Source organism: Paenibacillus sp. VT-400 (assembly GCF_001029205.1).
Classification (GTDB): Bacteria; Bacillota; Bacilli; order Paenibacillales; family Paenibacillaceae; genus Paenibacillus; species Paenibacillus amylolyticus.
In genome coordinates, this window is record NZ_LELF01000067.1 from 784,880 (window position 1) to 798,434 (window position 13,555).

The window sequence follows — 13,555 nt, forward strand, 5'->3', positions numbered from 1 at the left end:
TCAGCAGGAGAGATGCCCATGAAATATCGAACGAAAGAATGGTATGAGCTGTGTCAACGAACAGGACTTCATTTTGGGATGAGGGTACATAGAGGAACTTACGAGTTAAACGAAGCACTTTTTCTACGACGGTATAAAAGAAAAGAAAAAGAGTATATTGAGCTTCAGCGTGAGATGTACAACACAGATCCTCGTTTTTTGCTGGAGCAAAATGGTCATGTTTTAGTCCCTGCTGAAAAGTTTTTTAGTGGGAATGAAATATCGGAAGATGATAAAAAAGTATATCAGATGCCTGCCGAAGAAAGAGAGCGGATCGAGAAATTAATCGCAGATTATGATGTACGGCCTCCTTTTGACGAGTTGAGCTACAAGCAAGAGTTTAAAAACAAACTGGAATGGGATTGCAAACACCAGAAAGCGCGTTTACCCCAAGAGATCTTTGAACAAATCGCAGATATCCGTGTGTTTACGTTGGGCTACTGTACGAAAGAAGTTATGCTACAGCTGAAGAAACAGAGTGCAGAAAATTGGAGAGAGATGGAGCGTGTATCCAATGAATACAGGGAAGTAATGATGGAACAGGATATCCCCGATGAAATACATAGCCGGGTTCAATTTCATGATTGTACGGTAACGGAACTGCTGATAGGAGAGGAAGTGCTCATTCGTTTTGACACCCGCGGGGGCTTCACCAACATAAATAAACTTACACTGGTTGCACCAGAAATCATCAAGCAAGACGGTGGGATTGTAGGCACTTACTGGCTGTATCAGGAGCTGTACCGGATTGATAACGGATATGAGCTTCATGTTCTATTTGATGGAGAGAATATGCCTGAGTTGATTGTTCGCTGTGCTGATATTCTCGTAGAGGAAGAATGAGAGAGACCAAGAGGATGAATATGGAGGGAATAGAGATGGAATGGACCACCAGTACGTTTGGTTATTTATCTACTCCCGTATTTGTCGTGGGTATTGCATGTTACTTCTTTCCTGATTTTCTATACAAAATATTTGTCCTGATGAGATATCGAAATATTAAACCGAATTACGAGTTTGAAGATAACCCTCCCAATAGTGATATCCCTAAACATATCGAAATAATATTAAAAGTACTAGGCACCATTATGGTTATCCTGGGGATTATATGGTTTTGGTTTTCAGAAGAGTTTTATGACTTATTATTTTGACAGCAAGGAGTTGGACACCATTTTGGAATTTATCTGGACTTTAGTGATCTCAATTATAAGTTTAATTGTCGTTCTTATCTTTGCTGCAATTGTACGGTATGCGATAGATTCATCCAAAACATCGAAAAAGCTGGATGTATTGATCAAAGAAGTACACTATCTAAAAACTGAAATTAAAAAATTGCAACACCATAAACAGCAAGATGGTAGCAAGCATATTATCGATGAGAAAGTATAGATGAACGACAAGACTTAAAATTTTTCTGAGAAGGGAACAGACCATGATGAAACCACAGGGAAACGTACAAGCTGTTTTTATAGACAGAGATGGAACAATCGGTGGTACAGGTCATTTTATTCATCCGAGAGATTTCAGATTATACCCCAATGCTCAAGAAGCAATTACGCTTTTGAAACGAGAAGGAATTATGGTACTGGCTTTTACGAATCAATATCGAATCTCACGTGGAGAAGCAAGTGTTGAGGATTTTGAAGAGCAATTTCGCGAGTACGGATTCGATCACTCCTATATATGTCCGCATGAGCAAGAATGCAGCTGCAGAAAGCCTAAACCCGGAATGTTATTACAGGCATCAGAGGAACTCGGTCTGGATTTATCCAAATGCATCGTTATTGGAGATGTAGGAGATACAGACATGCTTGCTGCCCATGCCGTAGGAGCGACCAAGATCATGGTGAGAACAGGCTGGGGGGAATCTTCATTAACCAAATTCAGAGACAAATGGACGGAGACTGAACCCGATTATATCGCAGAGGATATTTGGGATGCCGTACAATGGATCATTGATGGAAGGGAAATCAGAAAATAGAAGACAGGAGGTAACTGTGGATGGGTATGTCAGACTATTACAAAAACCTCAGGGAAAAGATCGGCAATGAGCTTATTTTTATGCCGGGTGTAGCTGGGATTATCCGAAATGAACAAGGGGAGATTCTGTTCGGTCGTAAACATAACGAATCAACCTGGGGGCTGATTGCTGGAGCAATCGAGCTTGGTGAGACACCGGCGCAAGCGATGGTAAGAGAGGCACTGGAAGAGACAGGTCTAGTTGTTGAACCGGAGAAGATTATCGGAATATACGGGGGTGAAGCAAGACGGTTTACATACAGCAATGGTCATCAGGTTGAATATTTGACTATCGTATTTGAATGCGGGATCAGATCTGGACAACTTACGCCCGATAATGAAGAGATGAAGGATCTGCAATTTTTCCCCGAGGATCAGCTTCCACCCATGGCAAACAAGTACCCAGATTACATTTTTAGCTCCAACCAAGAAGAACGAGCCCGTTTTGAAAGGTAAGCCACTGTGCATTTTTATCAAAACTTAACTTATGTTTACCAAATGAATTCAGATCCTAGTTATTATGAGGAGAACCATATGTTAATCAATCCAACGGTAAATGAGATCAATAACTTATTCAAGATGCATCAGATCAACAAAGAAATATCTGAAATTCAAAGTTTGTCAGGTACCACAGCTGGACGTGTGTATCGGTTGAGTACGAGCCTGAATAAACACTATATTCTAAAATCGGATGAACCCGAACAGATTAACATCGCCCAGCAGTTTTTGGATACGTATAAGAATTCTTCGTTATTGCCTGAAGTTTTGTACACTGATCCGGCTAACACTTATTTTATTTATACGTATATGGAAGGTACGACCCATTTCAACCGGGGCCTGAAGAGAGAGTGGTTAACTCGTCTGGTGAAAGAGTTATTCAATACATATGTGCGTTCTACAGATACGAAATCATGGGGCAGAATAGAGTTCCCACGGAGGACATGGAAAGAATTCAATCAGATTAGTATTCATGAAGCAAAGATGAATATCGGAAATATTTTAACGACAGATGATTATAATCTGGTTCATTCTAAAGTGGATCGTCTCTTTGATGAGGAAGAAGAGAAGTTTCTTTTGCATGGAGATACGGGGGTCCATAATTTTGTATATGATCAAAATGAACTCATCGGCGTTATTGACCCATCTCCAATGGTTGGACCTATCCTCTATGATTTCTTGTACGCTTTTAGCTCCTCGCCAGATGATATTAACAGAGAAACATTATTTGCTACGTTCGAACTTCTGGAACAAGTGGAAATGGATAAATCCAGATTGATCGAGGAAGCTCTGGTCCATCTATATTGCCGAATTGGGTTGAGTAACAAGCATCATCCGGATGATCTGCCTGAATATTGGAAGGCATGGCAGGGATGGAAGCGATTATGTCAGGAACTTTGAATTAGCAGAGTTTTTATTGCTATCGCTAATGCCTTAGTTCAGACTGTACAAGACAGGAGAGATATCACAAGTTGGATAACAAAAGTAGTTTGAATCGTTCGAATGCTTGGACAACCCCCGATATACTTCATGGTGACTTACTTGCCAGTAAAGCACTTATCTATGACAAGTGTGGCTTTATATGCTCACAACCACATGAAGAAGCACAAAATGCTGAATATGGGGCATATGTGTTCACCTTAAATTCTCTGTCCATTCGATTTCGTGTCGCCAAAACAACCCCAACCAAGATCGGACAATTTGTTACCCTCTGGCAGCGGAGTGAGGATGGATCGACACAGCCATATGATGTATCAGATCCAGCAGATATGTATGTCATTAGTACGCGCTCAGGTAGCCATTTTGGTCAATTTGTATTTCCGAAGCATGTATTGTTGCAGCGAGATATCGTATCGGATCAAGGCAAAGGTGGCAAGCGCGCCTTACGTGTATATCCGCCTTGGGACAAGCCAGCAAGTAAACAGGCTCTAAAAACGCAGCAATGGCAGCTGGAATACTTCTTGGAAGTACCTGAAACCGAACCGTTGAACTGTAATCATGCCAGGGTACTTTATGGCTCCCAGCGATTAAAGTAAGCGAAACAGTAGCCCGGCATCTCCAAACTCTTTTCCTCTGAATATCAGCTTGTCACCGATCTTTTCGTCATATCTCCTCTAATCGTTATTTCCCAGTACTGAAGCATGTGTTATGTCCTCCATTTGTTAGAATAGTGAACGTCAGTTCAGTTGATTTTTTTGAAATTTGTGCTTGCCTTAATGTGAACATTAAGCCTTAGGATGTAAAAGAACCGGCCAAATGCATCCAAAAATGAATATAAAGGAGGAGTCAGCAGTATGGCTTTCTCGATAAAAGAAGCTTCGGAGCGGCTGGGTTGTCCTGCACATAAAATTCGTTACTACGAGAAGGAGGGACTACTCCCTTACATTCAACGGGATCAACATGGAAATCGGATGTTCGAGGAAGAACATCTGGATTGGATGAGACTGATGTCCTGTTTCCGGGCAACGGGTATGAAAGTATCTACACTGAAACATATGGTTAGTCTGGCACTGGACGGGGATTCAACGATTCCACAACGGAAAGCGATCCTTCACGAATACAAAGAGGAGTTACATCGCCGCCAACTTGAAATTGCCGAAGCACTTCGTATCTTCAATTGGACTGGGAATTATGGGCATGTCTCCAGGGATGTATGGGGAAACCAATGATGAGGAGTCAATGAGGACCATCCATCAGGCACTGGAGATTGGCGTTACACTGCTAATACAGCTGATGTGTATGGTAATGGTCATAATGAAGAACTACTGGGTAAAGGGCTGAAGGGACGTCGCGATAAGGCCATTATTGCTAGGGAATTCGCGTATACCCCAAACTATGAGACGTTGAATGGTCATCCGGATTACGTGAAAAAGGCCGTAGAAGCAAGTCTTCGCAGGCTGAACACCGACTATATTGATCTGTATTACCAACATAGGGTAGATCCTCAGATTCCGATTGAGGAAACTGTTGGCGCGATGGCTGCCTTGGCTTGTCGGAAGCATCGGCTTCCACTTTACGCCGTGCACACGCCGTTCATCCGATCTCTGCGTTGCAGAGCGAATATTCCCTGTGGAGCCGGGATATTGAGGACGAGATTCTACCAACTGCGAGAGAACTGAATATTACCCATATTGCATACAGTCCATTAAGCAGAGGGTTTATCTCAGGTGAGATACGGAAATTCGAAGATTTGGATGATAATGATCTGCGCAGATATATGCCGAGGTTCCAAGGAGACAATTTCCTCAAAACATAGAAGTTGTGGATAAAATCAAAGAGATCGCCATGGTTAAGAGTTGTACATCTGCACAATTGGCTATGGCTTGGACTATGGCTAATAACGCATTGCCGATTCCGGGAACGAAACGAATTAAATATTTGGAGGAAAACGCGGACGCTACAACGATTGAACTGACACCTGATGACTTAGCTCGCATTGAAAAGGTAAGCCCTCAACATGATGAGGTCTATGGAACACGTTATATGAAAGAAATGATGACTCAGCTTAATGGGTAAATTATGTCCCTATAACTTGTTATTAGTAGTGAAGTAGTTGTTTGTTAAAAGCAAAGATGTAATGCAAAAGAGACTTTCATCCTCGAAAGTCTCTTTTACGCAACACTTATACTACACGGCTTATTTCGCAAAGAACGGCAAAGCTTCCTTCAGAATCTCCGCTCCAGACAACGGGCCTTTTAAAGCCCATATTTCATCAATTACAACCAGAATGTGGTTGTTTTTAACCGCGTTGATGGGTTTGTAGGATTTTTCATCAAAATATATAAGTTTTTACTCAGAACTTTAACGACCATGACTTTAGGCTTGCCATTAATTTGAGAATGAGTTTGCTCAATATTCTGGTTTAGATTATTTATGACCTGATCATGTTCTTTTTCTTTCTCAAGCAACGTTCCAGGCACAGAGAAGTTTGATTCCATGTCTCCATACCCGTTGGTGGGAAATTAAATGTTGACCCTAAGAAAAAAAGGGATAAATGGATAAATTTGAATCGGTATGATTTGATTGAGCGCCATAATTATGAATTGTATGGCGTTTTTTTGCGTTTGCGGCTGGGAAAACAAAAAACGCATGTTCAGAATCGGTTCAGAATCGTTTGTTATAATTCACGTGAAGTTTCAAATTTTAAATGTAAATGAGGAGGAACATGATTTGAAGGGGAGCATAGGGGGCAAAAAGATGGCATCTTTCAAACGAGGGCTAGTGATTATACTGGCATTTTTGATAATGGTGGCATTCATGACGCAAAATTCTGCGCAAGCTGTTTCTGGCGAATGGGAACAGGTGAGTCCATTCCCTACGGCTAATTCGATTAGTGCTGTAGCCTATGGGAACAATAAATTTGTCGCTGTGGGACGAAATCAAGTAATTATCACTTCCACTGATAGTAAGAATTGGATAGTCTCGGACCATCCACAAGCAGTGAATTCCAATCTAGCAAGTATCACCTACGGTAATGGTAGATTTGTCGCAGTTGGATCAAGTGGTTTGATAGTAACCCTAGTAGACAGTGAAACTCAATGGAAAATTCAGAGACAGAATATCACCTCTTATGCTATAACTAGCGTTGTATTTGCCAACGGGAAGTTCGTAGCAGTAGGGGCCAATGGAATTGTTATGACATCCACAGACGGGATAACTTGGACGGGGCAGCCAGTAACCAGTACATATCATATGGGTGTTACTTACGGCAAGAATAAGTTTGTTGGTGTCGGGCAAAGAGGATCTGTGATCCAATCTGCCGATGGAACTACTTGGAGCACAGCAACAGTCAACAATACCTATATGTTTAATGGAGTAACTTATGGCAATAACAAATTTGTAGCTGTTGGTCAAGGTGGTTTGATTGCCACATCCAGTGATGGTAACAGTTGGACAACCGCAATCAGCAATTCCACGGTCACGTTTAACACAGTGACTTATGACAACCTTAATAACTTATATGTAGCAGTCGGTGGAGGAGGCACCATTGTGACCTCAGCTAACGGAATGAACTGGACAGTTCAAACCACAGGTACTATAAAGGATCTTAATGGTGTTTTTGCTAGGGATGGTCTCATTTTTGCTGTTGGTTACAGTGGTGTGATCTTAACCTCTAATAATGGAATGACTTGGACAGATCAGTTGAGGGGAACAGCTGCAGGTCTTGAAAGCCTGACTTATGGCAATGGCATGTTTGTTGCAGCTGGCTATGAAATGATAGGATCGACGAGTCTGATAGGTGCAATTTACACATCTGAAGATGGACAAAATTGGGTGAACCGAAAAAAGGCAGTTTTCCCGTATAAACGAGATTATATTAGTAGTGTTAGCTACGGTAACGGCAAATTCATAGCCGTAGGGTATAAAGAACTTTCTGGACTCTCAAATACTGGGTTTATTATGACCTCATCTAACGGAGTATCTTGGACAGAGCAATTATTAGATGAAGGGACACTCTTGGATAGCGTATATGGTGATCATCAATATGTGACTGTAGGGGCTTTTGGCAAAATAATGACTTCACCGGATGGTGAAACTTGGATGAGCCGAACAAGTGGAGTGTCAGTTCCGCTTACTGACATTAGTTATGGAAATGGTTTATATGTTGCCGTAGGCGGGAGTACAGTTGTGACATCGCCTGATGGGGTTACATGGAAGGAACAACCGAGTGACTCTTCAAGGTATATATATGATATCGCATACGGTAACGGTTTGTTTATTGCCGTTGGACCAAGTGGAAAAATCATCACTTCTTCCAACGGGGAAAACTGGAGTACTGTAACGAGTACGGTAAATAATGTGCTTCAAGGCATACATTATGACATGAATGGATTTAAGGCTACTGGTAACTCTGGAGTCCTGCTTACTTCACCGGATGGTATCACTTGGACCAAGCAAATAAGCGGGACAAAGGTTGATCTGCGCGGCAGTATCTCAAGCGGAAGCGAGGATGTAGTGATAGGTTTGGATGGACTTATTTTGCGAAAATCGGTTATGAACAGCACGATCAATCCTACAACCGCTTCTTTTGACAAAAACAGTTCATCTGCAGATTACAAGGATATTGAAACAGAAGTCGTCTTAAATGGGAATGAATTCACTGGAATTGAAAATGGAGCCGAGAAGCTCGTATTGGACAGCGATTACAAGATGGTTGCGGGTACTGTGACGATCCGTAAGGAGTATTTGGTCAAACAAGCAGAAGGAACAATAGACCTGAACTTTACCTTTAGTACAGGGGCTACACAGAAGCTGGTAGTTACAATTAATAACACTACACCAAAGGTCGCGACGGTTAGCTACTTACAAGGAGAGCATGGGACAATCGACGGCACGAGCGAGCAGGTAGAGATTGGCGGACATCCAGTAAACGTGCCGACAGTCACGCCTGCTAAGGGGTACCATTTTGCAGGATGGAGCAGCGATGGTGGCATCACTAAGCTTAGTAGTCATGAAGTAGGTACATCCACAGTAACAGCTGATGTAACGTATACTGCACAATACACGGTGTTTGTCATGGGAGATGCAGATGGCGACGGTAAAGTGACTGCTGCTGATGCACTTTTGTTAACCAAATACATGAAAGGCAAGATTACACTTACGCCGGAGCAATTGCACGCGCTTGATATGAATGGTGATGGGAAATGGGACGATGAGGATGTCAAAGCGATTCTTGCCATCGCCGTAGGAAAGGGTTGATATGATGGCTTGGAAAAAATGGATTTCAATAATGATGGCGGTCGTTTTATTTTTAACTTTTGGAACAATGGGTTATGCCGAATCTAGTTCAGATGTAGCTTCAAACTCGATTAAGGTAAGCAGCGAACAAGGATATCCTGGAGATTTCGTTGACATTTCGGTACATTTGACACCGGAGGATCTGATCAATCACTATGATATTTCGATTGGATTTGATGAATCTACGTTGGCGTTGGTACCTGGAAATGAAGTGACAGATGAGTTGGGGGTCATTTCTGATGAAGGAGGTTTTGAATCGGATTTTTCTAGTAATGGGACGATCAATATCAAGGCTAATCCAGTATTCATTACAGAAGCAGATACAAAGGCATTCACTCTTCATTTCAAAATCACGGACTCCGCAGAGCCTGGAGATTGGGATTTTAATGTGATAAAACATGACCTCTACGAGGGTGATGAACTCGCTTCCACCTCAGTTGAGTCTGGGAAGGTAACGGTAAAGACAAAAAGTACGATTAAGCATACTGTGACATTCGACTCACAGGGAGGCAGTGTTGTAGAGAGTGTGACCAACGTGGACAGCGGCAAGACGATCAGTGCTCCTCCAGCGCCGACGAAGGCGGGATACTCGTTTGCAGGCTGGTACAAGGAGGCGTCTGTTGCGGATGCATGGAACTTTGAAGAAGACGCGGTAACGTCTGATATGATGTTGTATGCGAAATGGACGCGGCACGCGGTGCAGATTCAGGTTGGCTCGGTGAGCGGAACGCCTGGCTCCACGGTGGACGTACCAGTCACAGTGACCGACTTAACTTATGGAATAGCAGCCTATAGCGTACAGCTTGATTTTGACACAGAAGGTTTGGAAGTAACGGGAGTTACGGGAAACGTTGGAGATTACTTCGACTCCAATTACGATAACGATGCAGGCTGGCTCAAAACAGTATGGGTAGATAATGATGGGGGAGATACACCGATCCTGGCCGGAGAGAGAATGTTTACTGTTAGCTTCAAAGTGAAGAGCGAGGCAGTGTTAGGCGAGAAGGCGCTGACAGTGCAGACAGAAGATTCCGATCTATTCTCCATCATGGATGAATCAGGGATAGAGATGAACAAAATGCTTACCCCTGGCAAGGTAACCGTAATCGAGGGACCAGTGCAACATATGGTTACATTTAACTCGCAGGGAGGTAGCAAGGTTTCCAGTATCTCCAATGTGAATAGTGGCACGACAATCAGTGCTCCGACAGCACCGACGAGAGCCGGTTACACATTTGCAGGTTGGTACCAAGAAGCAGCGGGTACAAATGCTTGGAACTTTGCAACGGATATAGTCACCTCGGATATGACATTGTATGCGAAGTGGACAAGCAATGGTTCGAACAACTCAAACAACTCAAACAATTCTAATAATACAAATAACTCTGGCTTGCCATCCGTTCCAAGTACGTCGTCCGACGATAAACCAGTCGGTTTTCAAGTCATTGTTGACGGTGTTGTGAAAGACCAAATTGCTACAGGATCGACGGCTATAGAGAACGGAAAATCGGTGCTGAAGGCTACAATTGATTCATTCAAACTAGCTGATCAACTTAAGAAGGCGGCTGACAAATCCACCGTGGTCATTCCTGTGACCGCCAAAATAGACAAAGTATTAGTGGTTTTGACCGGTGAAGCAGTGAAAAGTATGGAAATTAAACAATCGATCTTGGAGGTACAAACGACAAACGGTACCTATAAGCTGCCTGCTGGGCAAATTACCATCGATGATATCTCCTCTAAACTGGGCGAACAAGTTAAACTTTCTGACATTGTCGTTCAGGTGGAGATTGCTAAGAGCGATGAGGATACAGCTGTTCTCGCCGAGACTGCTTCTGCGCAAGGAGGCTTTGAGGTTGCAGCCCCGCCGGTCACTTTTAATGTAACAGCTTCTTACAATGGTAAAATAGTAGCTGTTGAGCAGTTTAGCAGCTACGTGGAACGTGAAATTCCGCTTCCCGCTGGTATCGATGTGAGCAAGGTGACGACGGCAGCCGTGCTGAATTCAGATGGCCGTGTACGCCACGTACCAACCTATCTCACGACTCGTGAAGGGAAGAATTATGCGACCGTGAACAGTCTCACCAACAGCGATTACTTCCTGATCTGGAATCCAAAGACCTTTGCGGATGTGGAAAGTCACTGGTCAAAGCAGGCCGTTAATGATATGGCTTCCCGATTGATTATCAAAGGTAAAGATGAGAATCATTATGAACCGAATGATGTCATCACTAGAGCAGAACTTACAGCCATTATGGTTCGTGCGTTGGGCTTGTCTGACACTGGCACCGAGAGTGCATTCAATGATGTCTTGTCCAGTGATTGGTACGCAGGCTCTATCGCTAAGGCTGTGGAGTATGGCTTGATTGAAGGCTATGAGAACCGGACCTTTGCTCCTAACCAAGCTATTACTCGGCAGGAAGCATTGGTGATCATAAACCGGGCGATGAGACTGGCGGGTATAGCAGCTGACGGAGCCTCTCCAGACTCTCTGCTGTCTCCATTCGCAGACCAAACAATGGTTGCATTATGGGCAAAGCAGGCCATGGCTGCAGCTGTGAAGAACAGACTTGTAGAAGGATCGAATGAAGGCTTGATGCCTACAAAGAACCTTACCCGAGGTGAAACTGCAGCGATAGTGCAAAGGTTTTTGATAGAGACCAATCTAATTGATAACCCGAATGACTGATGGGATAATTTACTGATGTACAAAACTAGGCTCTATGTTTTTAATAGAGCCTAGTTTTTTTGTTGTTAATTGATGATGAGCAGGGAACATACATGCTAGGGCTCTTTAAAATATCGGTATTGTTATATATACTAATGATAGTTTAACCCTACATAGAGAAGATCACGGAGAGGAGCGGTTTTTATTATGCCGACCTACTACTACCTTGCAGCAGTTTTATTAGTTGTAACAGCCTATTTGGTTCGACGTAAGCTCAAGATTTTCCGTCCAGCAGCAGGAAGACGCAGAAAACAGATGAAAGTTACGTACAGACGAAAAAAAGCACCATTGAATCTTGGACTTCGAGAAGAAGTCTCCTATCAGCAAACCATTCTTCAATTGGAGAAGAGTTACAATAAGCATTTTGCCAACAAACTCAAGATCCGAATTCAACAGGAATATCCTCACATGAAAACGCTGGAGTATCGGTGGAAATTGATAGAACTTAAGCGATATTTCATTATGGCTTCATTACTTAAGCAGGTGCCCATGTTCAGTGATGAAGTTGATGATTTGTGGCATGAGATGCTGATGTTTACGAAATCTTACGCTGATTTTTGTGCAGAATTAATGGGTTCCACGGTACACCATGAGCCGGCAATCACCCGCCGCGAAACGCCAGGAGCACGTGCATGGTTTGACTGGGTGTACTGTCAATTATTTGAGTTCACCCCCTACAGTGCTGCAATATGGGGTGATTTTTTCACTTACCCATTATCCAGTGATGTACAGAAGCTGATCGCACAGGGAGATCAATTCGAACTGGTAAATGAACTGTTTCATGCCAGACGCATGCAGGAGGATCCTGAAGCTGCTCAGGTTATTATCTACTTGATTGATCAACTACGTAGATCGGCAACTCTAAGTGAAGAAGAGCTATCTCCAGCATCTTCCGGAAGTAGTGATGTAGCTCTCGTCATGGCTAGCGCCATGGTGTATTACTCCATGCATAACGAGGCGACATATGGGTTACACATGGGGCGGCTGGAACAGGAAATTCTTCCACAGGAAAAGGCAGCCTATGGTTCCTCGTCAAGCAGTGGCTGCACGAGCAGTTCCAGCTGTTATACGGACCAATGTACAGACAATAGTAGTTCCTCGGGAGGATCTGGATCATCTTCTGACTCTTCTTGCAGCTCATCCAGCTGTTCATCTTGTGGTGGTGGCGGAGATTAATGAAGTTGAGTATTTGGGCTACAGTGAATCTGCAATCTTGAATGAAACAGTCACTAGACAAATGGAGATTGCCGGAAGGGAAGAGCACATGCGAAGCAACAAATTCACACCGTATTTAAGTTTTATAGGTTTTGGATTAGTCATTCTGACCTTAAGCGTGAATGTAAGCTTTAAGCTAGGAATTGAGAAAGGCTTGGATGAAGTCCAAGCTGGAACGCGGAAAAATGAACAAAGAAGACTACTTGGATCAGATCAAGAAAGTTAAGACCAGTTTGGGAATCAACATCAGTTATATTGTCATCCTGTTGTTTCAGCTTGGATACGTCATTATAAACTGGGACGAGGTTAATGTTTAGTCTTCTGACCGACCTTTCCTGAAGTTTGAATAGAACATACATAACATTTAGGAGGAATATTCATTGAAAGCATTATCAATCGTTAGCCTTATTGGGTTCTTACTCAATTTTTTATTAATCGTAGTTTTTATAGATGGTTCGCAAGAAAGTGCGGAGGTAGCGGCAGGTTTGGGGATTTTGGGTGTCCTGTATGGTCTGCTTTTCTCAATTCTAGCCTTGATCATATCAAGCAAGAGAAAAAAGACCCCTGTGAATGTTCATGAACAACTGCTTCAGCTAGGTGACTTAAAAGAAAAAAATATCATATCAGAATATGAATTCGATCAAAAGAAAGAGAAGTTACTCTCCAGATACAAGTAGTCCAGAGCCCGCTACGGTTAGGTAAAGGCTATTCTATTTTCTACTCATACCAAAAAGCTGAACTTAGGAAAATAAAAACAGGGCGTTCCTTTCATCGGGGAATCTGCCCTGTTTTCATTTAGAAGCAACTAATATTTGTTAC

Annotated in this window: 14 protein-coding genes and 1 pseudogene; 14 read left to right on the forward strand and 1 reads right to left on the reverse strand. The window is 42.8% G+C overall.

The window, feature by feature from the left end; genetic code table 11:
- The first annotated feature begins 18 nt into the window (after positions 1-18).
- From EL84_RS14185 to EL84_RS14225, 9 genes and pseudogenes are all read left to right on the forward strand, one after another.
- Positions 19-882, forward strand: a complete 864-nt coding sequence (locus EL84_RS14185; RefSeq protein ID WP_047842126.1) for a DUF4085 family protein — start codon at positions 19-21, stop codon at positions 880-882.
- Between the two features lie 35 nt (positions 883-917).
- Positions 918-1,190, forward strand: coding sequence for a hypothetical protein (locus EL84_RS14190; protein ID WP_152683025.1), 273 nt, complete (start codon positions 918-920; stop codon positions 1,188-1,190).
- Between the two features lie 22 nt (positions 1,191-1,212).
- Complete coding sequence (locus EL84_RS14195; protein ID WP_152683026.1) at positions 1,213-1,428, forward strand: hypothetical protein; 216 nt, start codon at positions 1,213-1,215, stop codon at positions 1,426-1,428.
- 43 nt (positions 1,429-1,471) lie between these two features.
- Positions 1,472-2,020 (forward strand): HAD-IIIA family hydrolase, encoded by a 549-nt coding sequence (locus EL84_RS14200; protein ID WP_047842129.1) that lies wholly within the window; start codon positions 1,472-1,474, stop codon positions 2,018-2,020.
- 20 nt (positions 2,021-2,040) lie between these two features.
- Positions 2,041-2,514, forward strand: a complete 474-nt coding sequence (locus EL84_RS14205) for an NUDIX domain-containing protein (RefSeq protein ID WP_047842130.1) — start codon at positions 2,041-2,043, stop codon at positions 2,512-2,514.
- A gap of 78 nt (positions 2,515-2,592) precedes the next feature.
- Complete coding sequence (locus EL84_RS14210; RefSeq protein WP_053061489.1) at positions 2,593-3,456, forward strand: phosphotransferase; 864 nt, start codon at positions 2,593-2,595, stop codon at positions 3,454-3,456.
- A 71-nt stretch (positions 3,457-3,527) separates the two neighbouring features.
- On the forward strand, positions 3,528-4,091 hold the full coding sequence (locus EL84_RS14215) for a MepB family protein (protein WP_047842131.1): 564 nt from the start codon (positions 3,528-3,530) through the stop codon (positions 4,089-4,091).
- A 258-nt stretch (positions 4,092-4,349) separates the two neighbouring features.
- On the forward strand, positions 4,350-4,724 hold the full coding sequence (locus tag EL84_RS14220) for a MerR family transcriptional regulator (protein ID WP_047842132.1): 375 nt from the start codon (positions 4,350-4,352) through the stop codon (positions 4,722-4,724).
- A pseudogene (locus EL84_RS14225) lies at positions 4,687-5,571 on the forward strand (aldo/keto reductase). Before EL84_RS14220 ends, EL84_RS14225 begins: the two are co-directional and overlap by 38 nt.
- Before the next feature lie 200 nt (positions 5,572-5,771).
- Here the strand turns inward: EL84_RS14225 and EL84_RS14230 are convergent.
- Entirely contained in the window at positions 5,772-5,993 is a 222-nt protein-coding gene (locus EL84_RS14230; protein ID WP_047842133.1) for a hypothetical protein, read from the reverse strand.
- A 259-nt stretch (positions 5,994-6,252) separates the two neighbouring features.
- Here EL84_RS14230 and EL84_RS32535 point away from each other — a divergent pair, with 259 nt between their 5' ends.
- The 5 genes from EL84_RS32535 (at position 6,253) to EL84_RS14250 (ending at position 13,413) form a co-directional block, all read left to right on the forward strand.
- Positions 6,253-8,754, forward strand: a complete 2,502-nt coding sequence (locus EL84_RS32535) for a X2-like carbohydrate binding domain-containing protein (RefSeq protein ID WP_053061490.1) — start codon at positions 6,253-6,255, stop codon at positions 8,752-8,754.
- Between the two features lies 1 nt (position 8,755).
- A complete protein-coding gene (locus EL84_RS30855; protein ID WP_053061491.1) occupies positions 8,756-11,482 on the forward strand; it encodes an InlB B-repeat-containing protein in 2,727 nt (908 codons plus the stop codon).
- 186 nt (positions 11,483-11,668) lie between these two features.
- The gene (locus EL84_RS30860; protein ID WP_053061492.1) at positions 11,669-12,697 is read left to right on the forward strand and encodes a hypothetical protein; all 1,029 of its coding nucleotides are present in this window, start codon (positions 11,669-11,671) and stop codon (positions 12,695-12,697) included.
- A gap of 197 nt (positions 12,698-12,894) precedes the next feature.
- Positions 12,895-13,053, forward strand: a complete 159-nt coding sequence (locus tag EL84_RS32025) for a hypothetical protein (RefSeq protein WP_161799431.1) — start codon at positions 12,895-12,897, stop codon at positions 13,051-13,053.
- A gap of 63 nt (positions 13,054-13,116) precedes the next feature.
- Positions 13,117-13,413: an SHOCT domain-containing protein gene (locus EL84_RS14250; RefSeq protein ID WP_047842134.1), complete on the forward strand. Its 297-nt coding sequence runs from the start codon at positions 13,117-13,119 to the stop codon at positions 13,411-13,413.
- Positions 13,414-13,555 lie beyond the last annotated feature (142 nt).